This is a genomic window from Micromonospora sp. NPDC005163 (genome assembly GCF_053599835.1).
In genome coordinates this window covers 1-12,280 of record NZ_JBSFYP010000037.1, presented here as the reverse complement: position 1 = coordinate 12,280, position 12,280 = coordinate 1, and the positions used below count along the sequence as shown (strand labels likewise).

Sequence of the window (12,280 nt, the reverse complement as noted above, 5' to 3'; positions counted from 1 at the left end):
CTTGCGCGGACCGCGCCGACGCCACGAGAATCCTGGGCCGTGTCGGAAGATCACCAGCCGGAGAGCGGCGAGGACGAGACGGTCATCGAGAGCTACGTCGCCGGGTGCCCCATCGACCCGGGGTTGGCCGGTCAGATCGTCGGGTTGGCAGACCTACCGTGGAACGATCGGGACCTTACCGACAGGGCGATGCGCGGTCTCGGGTGGTCTGACGACGAGGTACCGACCGACGAAGCTCGCTTCGTCACCGCGGCCGGTCACGCCGTCTACGGCGACTTCTGCCTCTACCTGCCGTTCGCCCATTCCTACGACGTCGGCGGCGAGTTGTGGCCGGACGACTTCTGGGGCTCGCTGCCCGGCTGGTCGAGCCAGCCGGCCGGCCGCGAGGAGTTCAAGGCGCACGTCGACGCTGCCATCGACCGGTTCGCCGAACAGCTCGGCCCACCGGAGTGCGACGTCCGGACCGAAGGCCGGCACCTCTCCATCGGTCGGTACTCGCGGCGGTACGCGGCCTGGCGACGTGACGGCAACATCCTCGTGATCGGCGTGGCCCTGGACGGCTACTCATACGCCCAGGACGAGGAGGCCGTCGTCTACATCGGTGAGTTCGCCAAGGACAGGCCGTTCCCGAACGCCGCGGACTTCCTCAACCTCCTGCACGCCTAGACCCGCTGCCGCGCCAACCGAATATTCCGTGGTGTCGAACAGCTGCCCTGGGATGCTGTCCGGGTGACCGTCATCCGCTCGGTGGTCCTCGTGGGCCTGTTCTCGGCGAAGGACCGCGATTACCAGGATCGCCTCGACGCGCTGGAGGCGCAGGTAACGGCACTGGGAGGCCAGGTGCTGGACCGGTTCGTCCAGCGCAGGGGCGTCTCCGACGGTGGGGTACGACTGATGACCGCGCCATTGTCGCGTCGGTTCCTCATCGGCCCGGGAAAGCTGGACGAGATCGCCACGACCTGTTCGAGCAGAAACGTCGACGCGGTCGTCTTCATCAACGGCCTGAGCGGCTACCAGCGCAGATGGCTGTCGACGCGCCTCGGGCGCCCGGTGCTGACCCAGGCCGACCTCGACCCGTCAGCGCATCACCTGACCAGCCCCACCCGATCTCAGCGTCGCGTTGGCCGTGGCCAGAGACCCAGACGCCAACGGTAGTGCGACATCACCTCGCGTCTCAAACACGCTATACGTGGAGTCGCCGAGCGGGCCGGGCCCGTGTGCGAATGGTCAGCGGGTCAGGCCGACGAGCGTCGCCAGGCGCGCCACGCCGGCCGGCGCCGGGCAACCCCGGGCGACTTCGGCGATCACGGTACGCGCCAGAGGCCGACACCGGACCTCGGCCGGCGCAACGCTGTCCGCGTCCACGAGGGCGCGTGCGGCGCCGCGCAGGTCACCGATCTGGAGGTACGCCCGCGCGGCGTCCACCAGATACGCGCCCCGATACTCGGCCGGCAACCGCCGCCACGCCTCCCGTCGGATCACCGTCACGTGCCGCCGCACCGCCTCGGCAGCGTCACCCCGCTCCACGGCCACCATCACCCGCGCCAGGTCGACAACGATCGGCCCGAAGCTGGTGCGGTGCGTGTCGTCGTACCCCCGAAGCTGGGCAGCGATCCCGGCGGCCCGGTCGGTCAGCTCCTCGGCGCGGCGGCTGTCGCCGCAGCCGGCGGCGGCCAGAGCGGCCTGGAGCAGCAGAGTCCCACCCACAGCCCACTCCCCCGCCGGCCGCTGCGGCGTCGGTGGGATGCGGTTCGCGGCGGTGAGGGTCGCGGTGAGGGCCAGGCGGTCCCGGCCCGACGCGCGCAGCGCCTGCCCGACCGACACGGCCGCCGTCGCGGCGAGGACCCGATCGTCGCCCGCCACGGCCATCGCCCGGTCGGCGGCCAGCCACCCGAGGTCGGCCTCGCCGAGCTTCACCAGCACGGATGAGGTGATCCGGTACGCCTGCACCAGCAGCTCCGCCGCCTGCGCGCCCTGGGCGGCGTCGAGCAGACCCGGCAGCACCCGCACCAACTGCGCGTAGTGCGCGTGCTGGTAGGTCATCCAGGCGTACCCGACGTGCCTTCTCAGCTCATCCGTTGTCTGGGCTGGGGCTTGTGGAGTGTCGTAGCGGGCGAGAGCGGCCCGGATGTCGTCCACCCCGTCCGGCGTGCCGGCCGGCGTGCTCCGCGGCTGGCCGAGCAGCACCTCTGGCTCGACCCGCAGCACGTGGGCCAGTTCCTGGATCACCGAGTACCGGTCCAGGGTGCGGACGCCCCGCTCGACCTTGTCCACCCAGCTCTTCGACCTGCGGAGCCGGTCGGCCAGCATCTGCTGCGTCATCTGCCGCCGCACCCGCCAACACGCCACACGCCGGCCGATCGGTAGGTCATCGCTGGTCACGCCGCCACCGCCGGTCCGGGACCGCGCGGGTCGTGTCCTCCACCGGTACGCGATCCGCCTCGGCCTGGGCCAGGAGGCGTTGCTTGGCGGCCTCCCGCTCGGCCGCCTCCGACTGTTTGCCCTTGTTCTCCGGAGCGCTGTCGTCCTGACCGCTCATCCCCGCCTCCTCAGGTCGAGGCCCAGCGGTGATGCTCGGGGACCGACCACCCGCGTACCAGGCCAACGGGACGCAGCGACGTCCCAAAGCGGACACTAGGGCCGATCAGTGATGCCGAAATTACTGCCAGTTATGCAACCAGGTTGACGCCGATACGCCCAGCGAGCAGCCGCAGGTCGTCGGGAATGGCGCGGCGCTTGGCACGCTGTGCCAGCGTCACGACGGCATCGCGGGCGAGAGTGTTGATGGCGAACGGGATCGGTGCGGCCCGCTCAGCCTGCACAAACGCGGCAAGCGCCTCGGTGTCCCGGCGACCGCCGTCCGCGAGAGCTCTCCCGAGATCAAGCCAGTAGGACTGCTGGCGGATGGACGCCGCGAGGACCTGCGGCCGGACCTTCCGGGATAGTTCGATCACTCGGCCGGACTCGCCCTGCTCCGCAGCGATAGACATCTCCCAGAGCCCGACATTGGTCGGACCGAAACCGCAGCCGTTGAACCCGGCCCCGTCTGACGGGTCGCCGAGGGTCACCGCCTCACGTGCCGCCTCGGCAAGATGATCGCGAGCGACATCCGGACGACCACTTACCGACGAGGTCAGCGCGGCAGAAAGGTGGAGCTGTCCGAGCATCTGTCGCACCCGCTCGTCAGCCGCGTCGGCCTGAAGCTCGCGGAGCGAGCGATCGGCAGCACGGGCGGCAAGCGCGGCCGACTCGATCGGCAGGCTCTGCGCGTAGGCGAACCGGGAGGCGCCGATCCAGGCCGGGTCGTCGGTGTCCTCGGCGACCAGTGCGGCGAGCCGAGCGGCATTGAGCGCCAGGTGTCGGTATCCGAGGTGCCGGAGGCAAGCGGAGGCTTGGTATGCGACCTGGGCGAGCGCGGCCCCACCCACCGCGGCGGCTTCGAGCAGCAGACCGGGGAGCAGGCGAGCCATTGCCGGGTAGTTGCAGGAGGTCCGGAGTTGGTCGCTGCGGGCGATCTCGGCGGCCAGACGGTCCTCGGTGTAGGTCGACGGGCGGCGTTCACCGTCCTCGATTTCGATCAGGGCCGACCAGATCGCCGGTACGCACTCGGCGGCGGTCTCGCGGGCCGGATCGCCGGACTCCGTGCCTTGGCCAAGCAGGTCGGCCACGGTGACCTGGAGTGCGGCAGCGAGAGCGACCAGAGTGGAGCGGCGGTCGATGGTCTTCCGGCCCGACTCAACCTGCGACACGTAGGACTGGGTGACACCAGCGAGCCCAGCGAGGACGGCCTGAGTCATGCCGCCACGGCGCATCCGCCAGTACCGGATCCTGGCACCGATGGTGTCCGGCTTCGTCACCATACCTTCGCCCACTCCCAGGTAGAGGACCGGGATAGCGGCCACGCCCAACTATCCCCGCACGGTTGGACGGTACACCGACAGAGCGTCCAAGCGATGACGCTGAGTGCCCGAGAAGCGTCGCCCCGCGCAGTCGCACTTGGCAAACCGCAGCGTCGGAGCTGGCTACGGTCGCCTGTGACCTGGACGAGCCGGACTGAGGGCCTCGATGTGGCGCTTGCACGGCTTCCGGATCTGTCGATGAGCGTGCGTCGGTAAGGTCAAACGAAACGCCGAAGCGTACGACGTGGAGGGCGAAGCCATTGCCGTGGGCGCTCAGGAGCGCGGGTGAGGGAGTTCGAGGTGTAACCGCTCTGATGTCGAGCGATTTCATGACGATGGTGCTCAATGAGTTCGGGGTAGTCGGCCAGGTGTCTGCGGCGCGGCTCGAGTCCCGGTCTGGCGCTGGGGTCCGTGCCGTGCGCACGACCGACGGGCAGACCGCATACCTTAAGGTCACTCCCGCCCTGCTGGGGCCGCAGGCACTGGCAGCAGCTCGGCGGGAACTCTTCTTCTACCAGGACGTCGCGCCAGTCGCCTCGGTGCGCACACCGAGGCTTCTCGATTGCGTGGATGCCGAGGACGGTGTAGCCGTGCTACTTGAGGCGGCAGGCGAGCCCAAGGAGCCCACGTCATGGACTGCAGGCATGTGGGCAAGCCTGGGTCGGGAGCTGGCCACCCTACACAGCATGCCGCTACCAAAGGGCGGGGGCTGGAACCGCCCCGATGCGCTGCGCGAGGCCCTGGCCGACCCGGACCTGGAAGAGATCCACGCCTTCTGGGCCCCCGTGCTTCCGCAGCTTGCCGACCTCGTCTCCCGGCGCGTCGAACTTGAAGATCACATTGGGGCACTACCGCCGGTCTTCATCCACGGCGACTGCCACACAGACAACATCGTGCACTCTGCCGGCTCACTGGTGTTCTGTGACTGGCAGGCGGCCGGCATCGGTCGGGCTGTATCCGACCTGGCCTTCCTCAGCGTCCGTGTCACACCCGCCGGCGTGACCGTCCCCCGGGCTCTGATCGACGCCTACCTGGATCATCGGCCGTCCGAGCGCCACACGCTGCAGCGTGCGCTGCTGGCGGAAGAGCTCGCCATCCTCGTCTTCCTGTGGCCGCCCTTCGCCGCGTTCAACAGCCCGTCGGGGATCACCCACGTCCGCCGCAGAGCGCGCGAACTCACGGGGCAGTGGTTCGAGACACTAGCCTGACAAAACGTCCGCTGGGACCCGCACGGGCATCCGGATCTGCCGCCGTTCGTGCGCTTGGCTTGCTGGTCGACTGTCACCGTCGCGCTGATTGCGTTGGATCGCCGCCGTGGACATTCCCGGCAGCGGCTTCCCGGAGGAGGGCTGGCCGGGGCGCCGGCTGCAGGTTGGCCCGGAAGTCGTCCTGCGGCCGGCCCGGCCGCTCACTCGGTGCGTGATGATCGACATGGCACAGGATCGGGCGGGCGAGCGGAACGATCTGCTCAAGACCCTCGCTGAGTACCATGAACTGGCCTTCGGGGTTTTCGCCACGGTCGAGCGGTCAGGCCGGGTCGCCGCTGGCCATGTGCGCTCCTGGGCGTAGGTCGAAAGAAGCGCCGCGATATCCGCAACTGCCGCGATATGCGTGCGTCCTCCTTCAAGCGATTCGACATCAACGTCACAACGCCACGATCGCCGCCGTCTCCGCCGGCAACTGGATTCGGTCCCGCATCACCGTGACCCCCTCCCCCGTGGCCAGCAGCACCCGCCGCGCCACCTCCGGCAGGCTCACCCCTTGCCCCCGCCCAGCCAGGTTCGCCACCACCAGCGTCTCCCCCCGCCGCATCAGCAGGAACTGATCCCCGTGCTGAACGGATACCGCGTGCAGCCGAGGATCCGACAGGTCCGGAAGAGACCGACGCAGCGCGATAAGCCGCTGGTAGAACGAGAACATCTCCCGATGCTCAGGCTTGTCCAGCTCCGCCCAGTCCAACCGCGACCGCACGAACGTCTCCGGATCCTGCGGATCCGGCACGTCCCCCTCCGGCCACCCGTGCGCCGCGAACTCCCGCCGCCGCCCGTCCACCACAGCAGACGCCAACTCCGGCTCTGGATGCGACGTGAAGAACTGCCACGGCGTAGACGCCGCCCACTCCTCCCCCATGAACAGCATCGGCGTAAAGGGCGCGGTCAGCAGCAAGACAGCGCCGACCCGCAGCAGCGAAGGCGACAGCGAAGCCGAGATCCGATCACCGGTAGCCCGGTTGCCGATCTGGTCATGGTTCTGCAAATAGGCAACCAGCCGATGACCAGGGACGCGCGAGTCCAGAGGCCGCCCATGGTGGCGGTTACGGAAGCTGGACCAGGTGCCGGCGTGGAAGAACCCACCCGTGAGCACGTCCGTCAGCGTCTCCAGGGAGCCGAAGTCCCCGTAGTAGCCCTGCCGCTCCCCCGTCAGCAACGTGTGCAGCGCGTGGTGCGCGTCGTCGTTCCACTGGGCGTGCAGCCCAAAGCCGCCCGCCTCCCGAGGGGTGATGAGCCGTGGGTCGTTGAGGTCGGATTCGGCAATCAGTGACAGCGGGCGGCCCAGGTGCGTCGACAAGGACTCGACCTCGATGGCCAGCTCTTCGAGCAGCGGCACCGCTCGGGTGTCGGGCAGGGCGTGCACGGCGTCCAGGCGCAGCCCGTCGACGTGGTAGTCGCGTAGCCACATGAGCACGCTGTCGATGATGTAGCGGCGTACCTCGTCGGAGTGCGGGCCGTCCAGGTTGACCGAGCGGCCCCAACTGTTGCTCTGCTCGGCGAGGTACGGTCCGAACCGCGGCGCGTAGGCCCCGGAGGGCCCGAAATGGTTGTAGACGACGTCGAGGATCACCCCCAGCCCCTTGGCGTGAGCAGCGTCGACGAGGCGTTTCAGGCCGTCCGGGCCGCCGTAGGGCTGGTGTGGGGCGTACCAGCAGACGCCGTCGTACCCCCAGTTGTGTTCGCCGTTGAAGGCGTTGACCGGGAGCAGTTCGATCAGGTCGACACCGAGTGAGACGAGGTGGTCGAGGCGGTCGATGGCCGCGTCGAAGGTGCCCTCGGGGGTGAAGGTGCCGATGTGCAGCTCGTAGAGGATGCTGCCGGGCAGTTGCCGGCCCGTCCACGCGTCGTCGGTCCACTCGAAGGCGGCGTGGTCGTAGCGTCGGCTGGGCCCGTGCACACCCGCAGGTTGCGACGGCGACCGGGGGTCGGGCAGTGGGGTTTCGTCGTCGTTCAGCAGAAAGGAGTAGTCGAGCCCGGCGTCGGGCACCTCGACCCGCCACCAGCCGTCGGCGGCGGCGCGCATCTCGTGGTCCGCGTCGCCCGGCAGGCGCAGCCGGACCCGGGTGGCGTCCGGCGCCCACACGGTGAATTCGGTCATCACGCAGCCTCCACGGAAGCGGTGGGAGGAGCCAGCAGTGCGACGGGATAGTCGGCCAGCAGGTCGGCCACGGAGGTCTCTCCGCCACTGTAGACCCGGCCGGTGAACAGGTCCTTCACCTCGTTAACGGGAAGCGACAGGACTGTGTCACACCAGCCACCGACACGGGCCAGGCCCAGCGGCAGGCGGGTGGCCACCCCGATCGCGCCGCCCCGGTCGAAGGCCACCGCGAACCGCCCCTCCGGCCCGTGCGCCGGCACCGACCGGTAGCCGGTGAACAGCTCCGGGTGCGCCCGGCGCAGCCGCAGGGCCCGCGAGACCACCAGCAGCTTCGCGGCGCCGCTGTCGTCCACCGGCGGACGCCAGCCGCCGTCCAGACGCGCCAGCAGCTCCCGGCGTACGGAGAAGTCGACCGGGCGGCGGTTGTCGGGGTCGACGAGGGAGTTGCCCCACAGCTCGGTGCCCTGGTACGTGTCCGGAACACCGGGCATGGCGAGCTGCACCAGCTTCTGGCCCAGTGAGTTGGACCAGCCGGCCGGGGTGATCGCCGTCGCGAGCTCGGTCAGCTCGTCGTGCAGGCTCGGGTCGTCGTACATCAAATCGACCACGGCGTGCAGCGCCTGCTCGAAGACCGGGTCGGGGTCCGCCCAACTGGTCGAGGTCGACGCCTCCCGCGCGGCCTTCTCGACGTACGTGTGCAGCCGCTCCCGTTCGATCGGCCAGGCGCCGACGGCGGTCTGCCAGAGCAGGTGGGCGAAGGCCGGGTCGGGCAGCGGTGCGTACTCCATCCAGCTCTTGACCTGCTCGGCCCATTGGCCCGGCAGCTCGCTGAGCACGGCCAGGCGGGCGCGGACGTCCTCGCCGCGTTTGGTGTCGTGGGTGGAGACGGTGGTCATGCTCGCCGGCCAACGGACCTGCCGGGCGGCGGCGAAGCGGTGGAACTCCGCCGGCGGTACCCCGAAGTGGGCGGGGCTGTCGCCGACCTCGTTGAGCGCCACGAACCGGGTCCAGCGGTAGTAGGCGGTGTCCTCCACGCCCTTGGCCATCACCGCGCCGGTGAACTGGGGGAAACGCTGGGCCAGCTCGTCGTCGGGGTCGCGCAGCCGGCGGGTGACCCCGTCCAGGGCTGTGGTCAGATCCGGGCGGCGCCGGCCCGCCTCGGAGCGGGCGGCGGCGAGGTGCTGGTCGCCGTGCGGCGGGTAGCCCCGATACACGGCGAACGCGGCGGCCAGCTCGGCGAGCGCCGCGCGGGCCTGCTCGGTTGGCACCTCGGGGGCGAGGGCGGCCAGCCGGGTCAGCTCGGCGGCGAGCAATCGGGTGGCGGCGGCCAGCTTGGTGGCGTGGGTCAGGTCCTCCCACGAGGTGTGCTGCCCGGTCAGCCGGGTGTCCAGCACGGTGAAGTCACCCTCGGCGTCGGTGTCGACGAAGAGCCCGCCGACCGCGGCGAGAGCGTCGTAGCCGGTGGTGCCGTCCACCGGCCAGTCCGGCAGTTCCTCGCCGTACTCCAGGATCTTCTCCACCACGAGCCAGGCCTCCGGCGCGGCCTCCCGCAGCCGGGCCAGGTAGCCGCCGGGGTCGCGCAGGCCGTCCGGGTGGTCGACCCGGATGCCGTCGACCTCCCCGGCGGCGGCCCAGCGCAGGATCAGCTCGTGGGTGGCGGCGAACACCGCCGGGTCCTCCACCCGCAGCCCCGCCAGGTCCGAAACGGCGAAGAACCGGCGGTACGTCAGCTCGGCGTCACCGCGCCGCCAGGAGGCCAGCTCGTAGTGCTGCCGTTCGTGCACCTCGCGGGCGCTGCCGTCGCCGGTGCTGTCGGCGATGGGGAACCGGTGCTCGTGGTAGCGCAGCTCCCCGTCGACCACCTTGAGGTCGTCCAGGGCGTCCGGCGCGTCGGCCAGCACCGGCAGCAGCAGCCGGCCCCGGTCCCAGTCGATGTCGAACCAGTCGGCGTACGTCGAGGCGCGCCCCCGGCGCAGCACGTCCCACCAGGCGGGGTTGGCTGGCGGCACGGCCACCCCGGCGTGGTTGGGCACGATGTCGACGACCAGGCCGAGCTTGGCGTCGCGCAGCGCGCGCAGGAGCCGCTGCCGAGCGGCTTCACCGCCCAGCTCCGGGTTGACCGCGCGGTGGTCGACCACGTCGTAGCCGTGCGCCGAGCCGGGGGTGGCGGTCAGCAGCGGCGCGCTGTAGAGGTGGCTGACGCCGAGATCGGCCAGGTAGTCGACGATCTCGGCGGTGGCGTCCAGGTCGAAGCCGGGGCGGACCTGCACGCGGTAGGTGGTGCGGACGTCGTTGGGTTTGTCGGTGTGAGGGGGCACCGCCATCTCAGATCATCCTTTCCAACACCACCAGAGAACGGTCCGGCACCCGGACGGTGCCACCCGCGCTGATCACCGTGACGTCGTCTGGTTCGGGTTCGGCGGTGCTGATCACCCGTTCCCACTTCTGGCCGTACTCGCTGCCGGGCAGGGTGAAGTCAAGCGGCGCGTCGTGGGCGTTGAAGCACAGCAGGAACGAGGCGTCGTGGTGGCGCTGGCCGTACTGGCCGCGCTCGCGGATGCCCTCGCCGTTGACGAAGAGCGCCACCGAGCGGCCGAAGTCGTTGCCCCAGTCGTCGCCGGTCATCTCCCGCCCGTCCGGGGTGTACCAGGCCAGGTCCGGCAGCGGCTCGTCGACCTCGCGCCCGCCGACCGGCAGGCCGGTGAAGAACCGGCGGCGGCGGAACACCTGGTGCCGGGCCCGGAACGCGGTCAGCGTCCGGACGAACTCCAGCAGCTGGGAGTCGGTGTTGTCCCAGTCGACCCAGGCCAGCTCGCTGTCCTGGCAGTAGGCGTTGTTGTTGCCGTGCTGGGTGCGGCCCAGCTCGTCGCCGTGGCCGATCATCGGCACACCCTGGGAGAGCATCAGCGTGGCCAGGAAGTTGCGCCGCTGTTTGGCCCGCAGGGCGAGCACCGCCTCGTCGTCGGTGTCGCCCTCGACCCCGCAGTTCCAGGACCGGTTGTGGCTCTCGCCGTCCCGGTTGTCCTCGCCGTTGGCCTCGTTGTGCTTGTCGTTGTACGACACCAGGTCGTTGAGCGTGAACCCGTCGTGGACGGTGACGAAGTTGATGCTGTGGAAGGGGCGGCGGCCGTCGTCCTGGTAGAGGTCGGCGGAGCCGGAGATCCGGGACGCGAACTCGGCCAGGGTGGCCGGCTCACCACGCCAGAAGTCCCGCACGGTGTCGCGGTACTTGCCGTTCCACTCGGTCCACACCGGCGGGAAGTTGCCCACCTGGTAGCCGCCGGGGCCGACGTCCCACGGCTCGGCGATCAGCTTGACCTGGCTGACCACCGGGTCCTGCTGGACCACCTCGAAGAAGGTGGAGAGCCGGTCCACCTCGTAGAACTCGCGGGCCAGGGTGGCGGCCAGGTCGAAGCGGAAGCCGTCGACGTGCATCTCCTGCACCCAGTAACGCAGCGAATCCATGATCAGCTGAAGTGAGTGGGGGCTGCGCACGTTGAGGCTGTTGCCGGTGCCCGTGTAGTCGACGAAGTAGCGGCGGTCCTCCTCGCTGAGCCGGTAGTAGCTGGGGGCGTCCACGCCCTTGAAGCTCAGCGTCGGCCCGAGGTGGTTGCCCTCGGCGGTGTGGTTGTAGACCACGTCGAGGATGACCTCGATGCCGGCCGCGTGCAGCGCCTTGACCATGCCCCGGAACTCCTGCACCTGCTGCCCCAGGCGGCCCAGCGCGGAGTAGCCGTGGTGCGGGGCGAAGAAGGCGATGGTGTTGTAGCCCCAGTAGTTGCGCAGCCCCAGGTCGACCAGCCGGTGGTCGTGGATGAACTGGTGCACGGGCATCAGCTCGATGGCGGTCACACCGAGCCGGGTCAGGTGCTCGATCATCGGCGGGGAGGCGATGCCGGCGTACGTGCCGCGCAGCTCCTCGGGGATGTCCGGGTGGCGCATGGTCAGCCCCCGTACGTGTGCCTCGTAGATCACCGAGTGGTGGTACGGGGTGCGCGGTGGCTTGTCGTTGCCCCAGTCGAAGTACGGGTTGACCACCACCGACTTGGGCATGAACGGCGCCGAGTCGGTCTCGTTCATCCGCTCCGGCTCGGCCATGTCGTAGTCGTAGACCGCCGGGTCCCACGTCACGTCGCCGTCGATCGCCTTGGCGTACGGGTCGAGCAGCAGCTTGTGCGGGTTGCAGCGCAGCCCGTTCGCCGGGTCGTACGGCCCGTGGACCCGGTAGCCGTAGCGCTGCCCCGGCTCGATCCCCGGCAGGTACGCGTGCCAGACGTAGGCGTCCACCTCGCGCAGCTCGACCCGCCGCTCGGCGCCGGTGTCCCACTCGTCGAAGAGGCACAGCTCCACCCGCTCGGCCAGCTCCGAGAAGATGGCGAAGTTGGTGCCCATCCCGTCGTAGGTGGCGCCCAGGGGGTACCGCTCGCCCGGCCAGACCTGCATGTCGCTCCTTCAGACCTTGGTCATGTGCGCACCGCGCCACGAGCGCACCGGCGTGGGCCCAGCGCGCACGTCGGTATTGCCCCCCGCCCCGCGGCGCCAATCCATCCTTTCAGGGGACGCCCGGAATGCACCTGTCTGATGCGCGCCAGGCCTTCAGGTGTCTTCCGTCACCTTGTCCCTTCTGAGGATGCGCGACGGCGCTCGATGCCCTTTGCTTGTTCGGGGACGCTCCCGCGCGTACCCCACTCGGCCTTCGGCCACCCCGCCACCTCCCGCTTCGCCGCCACCGACGCCGGCGCGTACCACCATGCATGGACGGAGATTGATGTGACGACCCTGCGGGTCGACGAGCAGCTCGCTGCCACCAAGGACCGGGCCCACCGGCCCACCCTGACCTCCCGGCCCCAGGTCCCGGCGCAGCCCGGCCCGGGGGTCCCCCCGCAGACCCGCCGCATCCTGATGCTCTCCTGGGAGTACCCGCCGGTGCTCGTCGGCGGCCTCGGCCGACACGTCCACGCCCTCTCCGTCGCCCTCGCCACCGCCGGCCACGACGTCACCGTCGTCACCCG

At 70.1% G+C, this 12,280-nt stretch carries 11 protein-coding genes; 5 read left to right on the top strand and 6 right to left on the bottom strand.

Going from position 1 to position 12,280, the window contains the following annotated elements; all coding sequences use genetic code 11:
* Nucleotides 1-39: 39 nt before the first annotated feature.
* Nucleotides 40-666 (top strand): hypothetical protein, encoded by a 627-nt coding sequence (locus tag ACWD6N_RS23640; RefSeq protein WP_354967633.1) that lies wholly within the window; start codon nt 40-42, stop codon nt 664-666.
* A 63-nt stretch (nt 667-729) separates the two neighbouring features.
* The gene (locus ACWD6N_RS23635) at nt 730-1,155 is read left to right on the top strand and encodes an HflX-like GTP-binding protein (RefSeq protein WP_354967632.1); all 426 of its coding nucleotides are present in this window, start codon (nt 730-732) and stop codon (nt 1,153-1,155) included.
* A 72-nt stretch (nt 1,156-1,227) separates the two neighbouring features.
* Here the strand turns inward: ACWD6N_RS23635 and ACWD6N_RS23630 are convergent, their stop codons facing one another.
* From ACWD6N_RS23630 to ACWD6N_RS23620, 3 genes are all read right to left on the bottom strand, one after another.
* Nucleotides 1,228-2,382, bottom strand: coding sequence for a helix-turn-helix domain-containing protein (locus tag ACWD6N_RS23630; RefSeq protein WP_354967631.1), 1,155 nt, complete (start codon nt 2,380-2,382; stop codon nt 1,228-1,230).
* Nucleotides 2,369-2,539 carry a hypothetical protein gene (locus tag ACWD6N_RS23625; RefSeq protein WP_354967630.1) on the bottom strand — a complete coding sequence of 57 codons (171 nt, stop codon included), beginning with the start codon at nt 2,537-2,539 and terminating at the stop codon, nt 2,369-2,371. Before ACWD6N_RS23625 ends, ACWD6N_RS23630 begins: the two co-directional genes overlap by 14 nt.
* Nucleotides 2,540-2,669: 130 nt before the next feature.
* Nucleotides 2,670-3,860 carry a helix-turn-helix domain-containing protein gene (locus tag ACWD6N_RS23620; protein ID WP_354967707.1) on the bottom strand — a complete coding sequence of 397 codons (1,191 nt, stop codon included), beginning with the start codon at nt 3,858-3,860 and terminating at the stop codon, nt 2,670-2,672.
* A gap of 353 nt (nt 3,861-4,213) precedes the next feature.
* Between ACWD6N_RS23620 and ACWD6N_RS23615 the strand changes: the two genes are divergently transcribed.
* Together ACWD6N_RS23615 and ACWD6N_RS23610 are read left to right on the top strand one after the other, a co-directional pair.
* A complete protein-coding gene (locus ACWD6N_RS23615) occupies nt 4,214-5,107 on the top strand; it encodes a phosphotransferase family protein (RefSeq protein WP_354967629.1) in 894 nt (297 codons plus the stop codon).
* A gap of 106 nt (nt 5,108-5,213) precedes the next feature.
* Complete coding sequence (locus ACWD6N_RS23610) at nt 5,214-5,468, top strand: MOSC domain-containing protein (protein WP_354967628.1); 255 nt, start codon at nt 5,214-5,216, stop codon at nt 5,466-5,468.
* 75 nt (nt 5,469-5,543) lie between these two features.
* Here the strand turns inward: ACWD6N_RS23610 and treZ are convergent, their stop codons facing one another.
* Genes treZ through glgX form a run of 3 tightly spaced genes read right to left on the bottom strand, consistent with a single transcriptional unit; the run spans nt 5,544 to nt 11,711 of the window.
* Complete coding sequence (gene treZ, locus ACWD6N_RS23605) at nt 5,544-7,268, bottom strand: malto-oligosyltrehalose trehalohydrolase (protein ID WP_450005167.1); 1,725 nt, start codon at nt 7,266-7,268, stop codon at nt 5,544-5,546.
* Nucleotides 7,268-9,592, bottom strand: coding sequence for a malto-oligosyltrehalose synthase (treY, locus tag ACWD6N_RS23600; RefSeq protein WP_450005166.1), 2,325 nt, complete (start codon nt 9,590-9,592; stop codon nt 7,268-7,270). Before treY ends, treZ begins: the two co-directional genes overlap by 1 nt.
* 1 nt (nt 9,593) lies before the next feature.
* The gene (glgX, locus tag ACWD6N_RS23595) at nt 9,594-11,711 is read right to left on the bottom strand and encodes a glycogen debranching protein GlgX (protein WP_354967625.1); all 2,118 of its coding nucleotides are present in this window, start codon (nt 11,709-11,711) and stop codon (nt 9,594-9,596) included.
* A gap of 327 nt (nt 11,712-12,038) precedes the next feature.
* On the opposite strand from glgX, the gene ACWD6N_RS23590 reads away from it, so the two are divergent.
* A partial coding sequence (locus ACWD6N_RS23590) for a glycogen/starch synthase (protein WP_449940306.1) occupies nt 12,039-12,280 on the top strand: 242 nt, incomplete at its 3' end.

Coding starts and splice junctions, on each gene's coding strand:
- ACWD6N_RS23625 (WP_354967630.1), bottom strand. CDS start 2,539: ATGAGCGGTCAGGACGACAGCGCTCCGGAGAACAAGGGCAAACAGTCG.
- ACWD6N_RS23620 (WP_354967707.1), bottom strand. CDS start 3,860: ATGGTGACGAAGCCGGACACCATCGGTGCCAGGATCCGGTACTGGCGG.
- ACWD6N_RS23615 (WP_354967629.1), top strand. CDS start 4,214: ATGTCGAGCGATTTCATGACGATGGTGCTCAATGAGTTCGGGGTAGTC.
- treZ (WP_450005167.1), bottom strand. CDS start 7,268: ATGACCGAATTCACCGTGTGGGCGCCGGACGCCACCCGGGTCCGGCTG.
- treY (WP_450005166.1), bottom strand. CDS start 9,592: ATGGCGGTGCCCCCTCACACCGACAAACCCAACGACGTCCGCACCACC.
- glgX (WP_354967625.1), bottom strand. CDS start 11,711: ATGCAGGTCTGGCCGGGCGAGCGGTACCCCCTGGGCGCCACCTACGAC.